The sequence below is a fragment of the Malaciobacter sp. genome (genome assembly GCF_055140965.1).
In genome coordinates, this window is record NZ_JBSRRO010000062.1 from 1 (window position 1) to 10,386 (window position 10,386).

Genomic DNA, 10,386 nt, shown 5'->3' on the forward strand with positions numbered 1-10,386 from the left:
TCCTGGATAGTTCTCTATTTCTGAACTTCCTGTGATTTGTCCTCCTGGCATTCCCATCTCAAACATTACTACATCTTTTAATCCACCTCTTGTGGCGTACAATCCAGCTGTTAATCCTGCTGGTCCTCCACCTATTATCGCTAAATCTAACATATTTTATTCCTTACTTTGTTTTATATTGTATAATTATGATGAGATTATATACTTTAAAGGATAAAAATTTTCTTAAGAAAAAGATTATAAATAAATAAATATTTTCTTAAATTTTTTTATTAACAAAATTTGTCAATTATAGATTAAATTGATTTGTATATAATTTCACCAACAAAACAAAAAACTATTAATAAAAAAGGAAAAACATGTTAGTAACAAACAAAGCAAAAGATTTTACAGCAGCAGCAGTTTTAGCTGATGGACAAATTGTTGAAGATTTTAATTTATATGAAAATATCGGAGAAAAAGGTGCAGTTGTATTCTTTTATCCACTAGACTTTACATTTGTATGCCCATCAGAAATTATTGCATTTTCTAAAAGAGCAGATGAGTTTAGACAAAGAGGTGTAAATGTAATTGGTGTATCTATTGATTCTCAATTCTCACACTTTGCTTGGAGAGAAACTCCAGTAGAAAAAGGTGGTATCGGAAGAGTTAAATTCCCACTAGTTGCTGATATTACAAAACAAATCTCAAGAGATTTTGATGTATTATTTGATGAATCAGTAGCTTTAAGAGGTTCATTCTTACTAGATGCAGATGGAACTATTAGACATGCAGTTATTAATGACTTACCATTAGGTAGAAATATTGATGAAATGATCAGAATGGTAGATACTATGATTTTTACAAATGAAAATGGTGAAGTTTGTCCAGCAGGATGGAATAAAGGTGATGAGGGTATGAAAGCAGACAAAGAAGGTCTGATTATCTTGCTAAAAACGAAGATAAATTATAATATTTTATTAAAAGAGTAAGTTTAAATCTTACTCTTTTATAACTACACAATACAAAACTACACTTTTCTAATTTAATTATATACTTAAAGTTTTCTATAAATATAAAAATGTATGATAGAATTAAAAAAAAAGAAAAGTTATGCTATCAAAAAAAGAAAAATATATTATAAGAATCATAAGATTCTTTCCTCTTTTTTTAATATTTGCAATTGCAATTATTGGAATGTATCTATTTTTAGTAGAACATGAAAAACACTACCATAAAGAAATAACAAATATAAAATCAAAATTTATAAATCAAGAAAAACAAAGAATAAGAAATGAAGTAAATAGAGTTTATGAGTATATACAGTTTCATAAACAAAATAGTGAAGAAAGATTGAAAAAGCTGATTAAATATCAAGTTTATGAAGCACATGCTGTTATGCAAGGGCTTTATAATGAATACAAAAATAAAAAATCCAAAAAAGAGATAATTCACATGATGAAAGCTGCATTAGAACAGATGCGGTTTTTAGATGGAAGAGGATATTTTTATATTTATGATATGCAAGGAAATAATATCTTTCATCCTATTTTAAAATCCTTAGAAGGTCGTTCTTTATGGAATCATAAAGATATAACTGGGAAATTAATAGTTCAAGAGGGAATTAAAGCTTTAAAATCAAAAAATGAAACTTATGATGAATGGTATTGGCAAGAACCAAATAGTAAAAAAATAAAAAGAAAAATAGGTTTTCATAAAATATTTGAACCATATAATATCTTTGTAGGTACAGGTGAATATACACAAGAGTATGAAAAAGAGCTAAAGAGTTATATATTAAAATATATCTCAAAAATCAAATTTTTAGACGATAAAATAATTTCAGTGATTGATTATGATGGAGTAGTACTTACTTCAAAGAACAAAGATATTATAAACAAAAATATTATAAATATAAAAAACAAAGAAGATTATCAGCCATATAAAGAGTTATTAAAAATTGCAAAAAGTAAAAAACAACAAGGCTTTTTAACTTATGAGAATAGTACAAATATTAATAAAGATAAATATATACAAAAGACTACTTTTGTTAAAGGTCTTGATGACTGGAAGTGGGCAGTTTATGCATCATTTTATAAAGATTCATTAAAAAAAGAGTTAGATGCAAGGCTTGAAACTTTAGCAAATGAAGATAAAAAAACAATAAAATCTTTTCTTCTATTAGGAGCAATTTTAACTATAATAATGCTGGCAATTTCATTTTATGTAATAAAATTATTAGAAAAAAGTTTTTATGATTATAGAGAAAAAATACTAGAAGAGGCGCAAAAAAATAGACAAAAAGATACTATTTTAGCGCAACAATCAAAAATGGCTGCAATGGGAGAGATGATTGCAAATATTACCCATCAATGGAGACAACCTTTATCTGTAATATCAACAGCAGTTACAGGGCTTAAGTTTGAAAAAGAACTAGGTATATTAAAAGATGATAACTTTTATAGAGGAATGGATAGTATTCATAACTCAGTTATGCATTTGTCTAAAACAATTGATGATTTTAGAAACTTTTTTAAGCCAAATAAAGACAAAATAAATTTTAATTTGAAAGATGTTGTAGAAAAAACTTTAAAACTATTAAGTTCTCAATTTGATATAAATAATATATATTTCATAAAAAATTGTGAAAATATAAAAATCCATGGCACAGAAAATGAACTAGTTCAAGTACTTATAAATATTATAAATAATTCAAGGGATGCACTTAAACATGTAGATAATAAAAGATTGATATTTATTGATATTTTTAAACAAAATGGCAAAGTTGTTTTATTAGTAAAAGATACAGCTGGAGGAATAAACAAGAGTATTATAAAAAAAGTTTTTGAACCATATTTTACTACAAAAAAAGCTACTGGTACAGGAATAGGGCTTTATATGTCAAAAAAGATTATAAAAGATAGTCTAAATGGAGAAATAACAGTATCAAATGAAACCTTTGTATATGAAAGTATTCAATACAAAGGTGCATGTTTTAAATTGATATTTGATTTAGTTGATTAATATAAATATTTTTGAATATCTTCTGTTGTTTCTAAAACAAATGCACTGTTTTTATTTATATTAGTTCCTATTTTTGCTTCATGAATTAAGATAGTTCCCTCAATACAGTTATCAAGAGAGATATTACCTTTTTCAAACTCTTGTGCGTCTATTATTGAAAAATCATTATGTTTTTTTTGACTTAAAAGTTTTTCTTTTATCTCATTTGTACAAACAATTGCAATATTTATTTTACTTTTTAAATAGTTTTGTAAATCTTCCCATGAATCTACTAATTTTCCTTTGTGTAGTCCTGCCCGTGAATAAATAAGAGTATAGTTTTTAGGTGTTTTTTTTCTACTTTTTAATATATTATATTTTGTATAATCAAAAAACTTCACATCATCAAAATATTCCATGATATTTTTGTACTCTACATCTTTATATTTAAAATTTTCTTTTTCCCATAAAATATCAGAAGTTTTATTAAGTTGAATAAGTAGTTTTAAATTCTCTTTTTTTGCTTTTCTTTTTAAAGCATTAATCTCTTTTATTAATTGTTCAAAAAATTGTTCTTTTTGAAGTAGAAATTTAAATGTTCTTTTTATTCTTGCTTGTTTTATTTTGTTTTTACTAAAGTGAGAATTCTGAAACAGTCCGTTATGATAAATACAAGCAGTAACACAACCATTTGTGGCATTTTTACATAGGTTGACTTTATTTAAATTAAGAGCATTTTTATCATGCTCTATGCCATACATAGGAGCATGCATTATATTTTTTTGCGCCGCTAGATATAAAGTACCTACTATAGTTGTTTCATTTATTTTTTTAGATAGTAGATTAGTAGTATTGTAATTGTATTGCAAAATTATTCCTTTAGATTAAATAAGGCGCGTATTATATAAAGATAAAGATTAAATAACATATAATAAGAAAAAGGTATTTTTATAAACAACTCAATTAAAAGCTTTTAACATATATGCAAATACGAGAAAATATAATTAGAACTTTACATTAACTAAATAAACAAATATAATATTATATAACAAATATAAAAAGGTAAATTAAATGCAAGAACAGATTGATAGTAATATTTTAGAGTATTTAAATATTACGAAAGGTCTATATTTAATATTGGATAAAAACTCTAATATTATTTTTGCAAATGAACAAGCCTGCAAAATATTAGGCGTATCTCAAGAAAAAATTGTATCTATGAATTGGGTTGATAGTTTTATTCCTCAAGAGTTAAAGTCTTATATTAGTAATGTAATAAAAGAGATTGCAAATAAAAATATGCAAATAAATAGATATGTAGAAAATGAAATAGTAACATTAGATGGAGAAAGAAAGTTTATCTCTTGGAAAAACTCTTTTGTAGAAAAAAAAGGAGAAGTTACTCAAGTAATTTGTTCAGGAGAAGATATAACTGAAAAAAGAGAGATTCAAAAATATATTGAAGAAAAAGAAGAGAGATTAAAAGCAATTTTTGATTTTTCACCTTTGGGAATTTTAATTTCAGATAAAACAGGAAAGATGATAGAAGCAAACTTGGCTTTTTTAAATATGCTTGGATACTCACAAGATGAAATCTTAGGAAAATCATATCTTGATATAACTCACTTTGATTATTTAGATTTAAATGAAGATCACTTTAATAGACTTATTGATAATGAAATAGGAATGTATAAAATCACTAAAAGATATATTACAAAAAATAATGAACTTTTATGGGGAAATGTAACAGTTTCAACTATAAAGAACGAATTCAATGAAATACTTTATGTTTTAGCGATTATTGAAGATATTACACAAATGAAAACAAGAGAAGAAGATATTATTGCTCAAAGAAAATTTCTTCATACAATAATCGATGAAAATCCAAATATAATAATTGTAAAAGATTATGAGGGAAAATTTGTATTAGTAAATCAAGCCATAGCAAGACTTTATAATACAACAACTGAGGATATGATAGGAAAAAGTGATGGAGATTATAATCTAAATGAAGATCAAGTAAAACACTATTTACAAAGTGTACAAGAGATTATGGATTTAGATGAGACTAAAGTAGTTTATGAAGAATCAACTGATATATTAACTGGAAAAATAAGATATTTCCAATCTATTAAAAAACCAATAAGTGATAGGTATGGGAATAAACAGCTTTTAATTATAGCAAATGATATTACAGATATTAAAGAAGCTCAAAAGAAACTAAAAGATAATGAAGAGATGATTCATCACCAATCAAAAATGGCTGCAATGGGAGAAATGCTTGAAAATATTGCACATCAATGGAGACAACCTTTATCTGTTATAACTACTAGTGCAAGTAGTGTAAGAATACATAAAGAAATGGGAACTTTAAGTGATGACTTTTTGGATGAGGTTTTAGATGCGATTGTAAAATCTGGTAACCATCTTTCTCAAACTATTGATGATTTTAGAGACTTTTTTAAACCAGATAAAGAAAAAGTTAGATTTAATATAAAAAATACATATAAAAAAGCACTCTTTTTAGTTAGCTCAAAATTAAAAAATAGAGAAATTGATATAATTGAAAATATTGAAGATATAGATTTATATGGTTTTGATAATGAACTTGTACAAGTAATTATGAATCTAATAAATAATGCAAGAGATGCACTAGAAGAGTCTTCATTAGAGTATAAATATATATTTATTGATATTTATAAAGATAAAGAGAATAATATCATTTTAAAAATATGTGATAATGCAGGAGGGATACCTGTAAATGTAATAGGAAAGATTTTTGAACCATATTTTACTACAAAACATAAAAGTTTAGGTACAGGAATAGGACTTTATATGTGTGAAGAGATTTTGGTAAAACATATGAATGGTGAAATTTCTGTAAAAAATAAAGAGTTTGAATATGAAAAAAATAGTTTTAAAGGAGCAGAGTTTACTCTAAAGATTCCTATTTTAGAACCTTTAGAGAATTGATTTAATCATTGAAGTTTTCAATTAACTCTTTTGCTTGTTGTAAAGCTTTATCACTACTATTTTTATCAAAAGTTAAAGCAACTGCCATTCTTCTTCCCTCATGACTTTGAGGCTTTCCAAAAACTCTTACGTAAGATGTATTAGTAAAAGCTTCATCTTTAATATCTATTGTAGGATTAAAGCTATCATTTTTTGCTTTATAAGCAGCACTTGCACCTGCTCCATAATCAATAAAGTTTAAAGGAAGACCAAGTACTGCTCTAATATGAAGAGCAAATTCACTTTGAGATTGTGTAATCATTGTAACCATACCAGTATCATGAGGTCTTGGACTTACTTCACTAAAATAAACTTCATCACCTTTTACAAATAACTCAACACCAAAAATACCTCTTCCACCTAAACCATCAGTTATTTTTTTTGCAATCTCTTTTGATTTTTCTTTTGCAGTTTCACTCATATTCATTGGTTGCCATGAAAATATATAGTCACCATCTTGTTGTATATGACCTATTGGTTCACAAAATACAGTTTGATTCTCATTTCTTGCTGTTAAAAGTGTAATCTCATAATCAAATGTAATAAACTCTTCTACAATTAGTTCACTAGCATCTCCTCTAGCTTCCTTTGCAAGTTCCCAAGATGAAGCTAAATCATCTTCACTTTTTGCAATACTTTGTCCATGTCCAGATGAACTCATAACAGGTTTAATTACACAAGGAAATCCTATGTTTAAAGCTGCACTTTTTAAAGCTTCAAAAGTAGATACAAACTCATATTTAGATGTTGGAAGTTCCAAATCAACTGCTGCAAACTCTCTTATGTTTTTTCTATTCATTGTTTTATTAACAGCATCTGCATTTGGTATTACATGGTAACCTTCACTTTCAGCTGTAAATAAAGCATCTATATTTATAGCTTCAACCTCTGGTAAAATAAAATCTGGTTTTTCTCTTCTTATTACATCTAAAATCTCATTTTTATTTTTCATATTGATTGTATAAGCTTTATTTGCAACAAGTTGTGCAGGAGCATTATTATAACTATCAACTGCAACTGTTTCAACTCCTAGTCTTTGAGCTTCAATTACTACTTCTTTCCCTAACTCTCCACTTCCAAGAAGCATAACTTTTATTGAATCTGATTTTAATGGTGCGCTAAATTTCATATTTTCCCTCTTATTTTATTAATTAATTGATGTTGTAAAAACTTTTTTTACAGCACCTTTGAAGTATAGTATTTCATCTTTTTTTGTAAGTGTTAACTCTTCTTTACTTTTTGGATAAACATTTGCAATATCTTCTACTAAGCCTAAGTTATTAGCTCTTAAAAAACAAGCTGCCATTCCAGTTCCACAAGCTAATGTTTCGCCCTCAACACCTCTTTCATAAGTTCTTACATATATTTTGCCATTTTCAATTTTTGCAAAGTTTACATTTGCATTGTATTCATATCTCATTTTAGAAGCTAAATTATTATCATATTTTTCTAAATCATCAACTATGCTTACAAGATGAGGAACTCCTGTATCAACTAAATACCAAGTAAATCCATCTTGAATAAACTCATCTTTAATTAATATAGGTTTTGTAAGTTGTGTTTGAACAACATCATCTTCAACAATAGACTCAATAGCTCCAGCACCTGTCAAAAACTTCATATTAGATGGTGCTAAGTTGTTTATATAAGCATAATGAGCACAAGCTCTTGTCCCATTTCCACACATTGCTGCGTGACTTCCGTCACTATTATAAAATAACCACTCAAAATCATAATCACTATTTGGAATTAGTACTATTAAGCCATCTGCCCCAATTCCCTCAGTTCTATTGCATAAAGTAATTGCTTCTTTTGAATAATCTTTTTTAATAAATGAGTGAAAAATTACAAAGTCATTTCCACTTGCACTATATTTTGTATATGTCATATTATCTCCCTAATAATTTTTTCAACTTCCTTTTGAAGGTGCTTTAAATTCTTTGAATTATCAATTATCAAATCTGCTAACTCTTTTTTCTTTTCAATATCCATTTGATTAGAAATTTTAAGTTCAGCTTCTTCTTTGCTAATATTATCTCTTTTCATAAGTCTTTGTATTTGTATATCTTTTGGTGTATAAATAACCAAAGATTTAGGAATAGGATAGTGCATCTTTTCAAAAAACAGAGGTATATCAATAAAATAGGGTTTATTGGCTTCTTCAAATACTTTTGATTCTTTTATTATCTCTTCTTTAATTAAAGGATGAAGTAAAGCTTCAAGTTTTAGTTTATTCTTTTCATTTGAAAAAATAATTTTGCCAAGCTCTTTTCTTAAAACTTTTCCATTTTCTACATATTGTGCACCAAACATCTCTTCTATTTTGTGACTATTTTTATCAAGAAGCTTATGGGCGATTTTATCTGCGTCAATAGTTAAAAAACCATGAAGTTTAAATAGGCTACAAACTGTACTTTTTCCTGTTGAAATTCCGCCTGTTAAGGCAATTGCATTTTTAAACAAATCATTATTCATAGTAAGATTTTACTATAATAATGATTTATTTTAGTTTTAATTATAGATTATTGAAGTTTATCTTTTAGCTATTGTAGTTAAAGCTTTGTGTATTGCTGCTGGAAAAACAAATGATGCATGATGTATTTCAGTTGAATAATAATCTAAATCATCTAATATATCAGATCTTTGAAGTATAATATCAGCAGTTGGATGGTATTTTTTTGAAGCTAAAATAGCTGTAGTATGACCAAACTTAAATGGCATTGCAATCCAAAACTTTGTTCCAACTAGTTGTAAATCTTCTTTTAGTCTATTTTCATCATTTTGAAAACTTTCAGTTTTAAAAGTAATAAGACCATCATCTTTTAATACTCTATTGATATTTGCCAAAATTAACTCACTAATTTTTATATTAGTTAAAATTATTACATCAATATTTTTTTCATCTTTAGAGTTTAATAAAGCTTCATCTCCAAACTCAATATTAAATGGGTGTTTTTCTAACTCTTTTTTTAATTCAGGGCTAGTTTCTCCGATTACTAAAATATTTTCTGGCTCTTTATGTGTGCATAAGGGTACATGTACCATCATCTCATTAAAAGCTTGGTTATCATTCATTGAACATGACATAAAATCCGTCCTTTTGTTTTATTAAATTTTCGATATAATACCACAAAAAATTTAAATTACATAGATATATTTGTATGTGCTAAAAAATTACAGAAGTTTTTAAAGACATTTGTGTTAGAGGTAACATTTTATTAGATACAAGTATATATTGCTTTAAACTTTAAAACATAAAAAGGGAAATAATGTCTACAGTAAGTTATAAAGATGCTGGTGTTGATATAGACGCAGGAAATCAGTTTGTTGAGAATATAAAACCACATGTAAAATCTACTTTAATACCAGGTGTATTAGGAGGTATTGGTTCTTTTGCAGGTGCATTTGAGTTACCAACTGGTTATAAAAATCCAGTATTACTTTCAGGAACAGACGGAGTTGGAACAAAATTAAAACTAGCAATTGATTCAAAAAAGTTTGATACAGTAGGTATTGATTTAGTTGCTATGTGTACAAATGATTTGTTATGTAACTTTGGTGAGCCACTATTTTTCCTAGATTATTATGCAACAGCAAAACTTGAAGTTGAAGAAGCAACAGATGTTGTAAAAGGAATTGCTCAAGGATGTATTCAAAGTGAGTGCGCTTTAGTTGGTGGTGAAACTGCTGAAATGCCAGGTATGTATAAAGAGGGTGATTTTGACTTAGCAGGTTTTTGTGTAGGTATTGCAGAAAAAGAAGAGTTAAATAGAATTGAAAAAGTAAATGCAGGAGATGTATTACTTGCACTTCCAAGTTCTGGTATCCATTCAAATGGTTTTTCACTTGTTAGAAAACTTCTATTAGAAAAACTTGAAATGTCTTTAGACGATGAGTTTGATGGAAAAGCATTAAAAGATGTATTATTAGAACCAACAAGAATTTATGTTAAAGAGTTTAAAGCAAATAAAGAAAATATAAATGCCTTGGCTCATATTACAGGTGGAGGAATTACAGAAAATCTTCCAAGAGTTTTACCTGATAATTTAAAAGCAGTTGTTTACAAAGATAAAATTAAAACTTTACCAATTTTTGATTTTATGAGTAAATATGTAGAGTCTGAGGAGATGTATAGAACATTTAATATGGGTGTTGGTATGGTTCTTGTTGTTAATCCTGCAAATGTAGATGCTATTTTAGCAAATACTGATGCTTATGTAATTGGAGAATTAGCCAAAGGAGAAAAAGAAGTAGAATATAAATAGTATTCTCCACTTCTTTATCTTTAGATACTAGAGCCACTTGCAGATTATAAAAAACAACCCGTAATTTAAGCTGATTTAAATTTTAAAAAGTTGAATTGAACTTCAGATAAGTTATAATTTTTTACTA

General features: G+C 26.8%; 9 protein-coding genes and 1 pseudogene. 4 read left to right on the forward strand and 6 right to left on the reverse strand.

Features of this window, described 5'->3' with window-relative positions:
* The coding region (locus tag ACTCCZ_RS12925) for an FAD-dependent oxidoreductase (RefSeq protein ID WP_463187404.1) at window positions 1-153 on the reverse strand (153 nt) is incomplete at its 3' end.
* A gap of 206 nt (window positions 154-359) precedes the next feature.
* Here ACTCCZ_RS12925 and ACTCCZ_RS12930 point away from each other — a divergent pair.
* Window positions 360-952, forward strand: a pseudogene (locus ACTCCZ_RS12930) (peroxiredoxin).
* A 140-nt stretch (window positions 953-1,092) separates the two neighbouring features.
* On the forward strand, window positions 1,093-3,003 hold the full coding sequence (locus ACTCCZ_RS12935; RefSeq protein ID WP_079580342.1) for a sensor histidine kinase: 1,911 nt from the start codon (window positions 1,093-1,095) through the stop codon (window positions 3,001-3,003).
* Here ACTCCZ_RS12935 and ACTCCZ_RS12940 read toward each other — a convergent pair.
* Window positions 3,000-3,851: a GP88 family protein gene (locus tag ACTCCZ_RS12940; RefSeq protein ID WP_079580341.1), complete on the reverse strand. Its 852-nt coding sequence runs from the start codon at window positions 3,849-3,851 to the stop codon at window positions 3,000-3,002. The genes ACTCCZ_RS12935 and ACTCCZ_RS12940 overlap by 4 nt on opposite strands.
* Window positions 3,852-4,053: 202 nt before the next feature.
* On the opposite strand from ACTCCZ_RS12940, the gene ACTCCZ_RS12945 reads away from it, so the two are divergent.
* A complete protein-coding gene (locus ACTCCZ_RS12945) occupies window positions 4,054-5,955 on the forward strand; it encodes a PAS domain S-box protein (protein ID WP_079580340.1) in 1,902 nt (633 codons plus the stop codon).
* Window position 5,956: 1 nt separating this feature from the next.
* On the opposite strand, the gene purT is transcribed toward ACTCCZ_RS12945, so the two are convergent.
* Genes purT through ACTCCZ_RS12965 form a run of 4 tightly spaced genes read right to left on the reverse strand, consistent with a single transcriptional unit; the run spans window position 5,957 to window position 9,081 of the window.
* On the reverse strand, window positions 5,957-7,123 hold the full coding sequence (gene purT / locus ACTCCZ_RS12950; RefSeq protein WP_079580339.1) for a formate-dependent phosphoribosylglycinamide formyltransferase: 1,167 nt from the start codon (window positions 7,121-7,123) through the stop codon (window positions 5,957-5,959).
* 18 nt (window positions 7,124-7,141) lie between these two features.
* Window positions 7,142-7,882 (reverse strand): diaminopimelate epimerase, encoded by a 741-nt coding sequence (dapF, locus tag ACTCCZ_RS12955; protein WP_079580338.1) that lies wholly within the window; start codon window positions 7,880-7,882, stop codon window positions 7,142-7,144.
* Window positions 7,879-8,469 carry a dephospho-CoA kinase gene (gene coaE, locus ACTCCZ_RS12960; RefSeq protein WP_079580337.1) on the reverse strand — a complete coding sequence of 197 codons (591 nt, stop codon included), beginning with the start codon at window positions 8,467-8,469 and terminating at the stop codon, window positions 7,879-7,881. The genes dapF and coaE overlap by 4 nt, the downstream gene beginning before the upstream one ends.
* Before the next feature lie 57 nt (window positions 8,470-8,526).
* Window positions 8,527-9,081 carry a spermine/spermidine synthase domain-containing protein gene (locus ACTCCZ_RS12965; RefSeq protein ID WP_228145365.1) on the reverse strand — a complete coding sequence of 185 codons (555 nt, stop codon included), beginning with the start codon at window positions 9,079-9,081 and terminating at the stop codon, window positions 8,527-8,529.
* A 182-nt stretch (window positions 9,082-9,263) separates the two neighbouring features.
* Here ACTCCZ_RS12965 and purM point away from each other — a divergent pair, with 182 nt between their 5' ends.
* Window positions 9,264-10,259: a phosphoribosylformylglycinamidine cyclo-ligase gene (gene purM, locus ACTCCZ_RS12970; protein ID WP_079580336.1), complete on the forward strand. Its 996-nt coding sequence runs from the start codon at window positions 9,264-9,266 to the stop codon at window positions 10,257-10,259.
* Window positions 10,260-10,386: the final 127 nt, after the last annotated feature.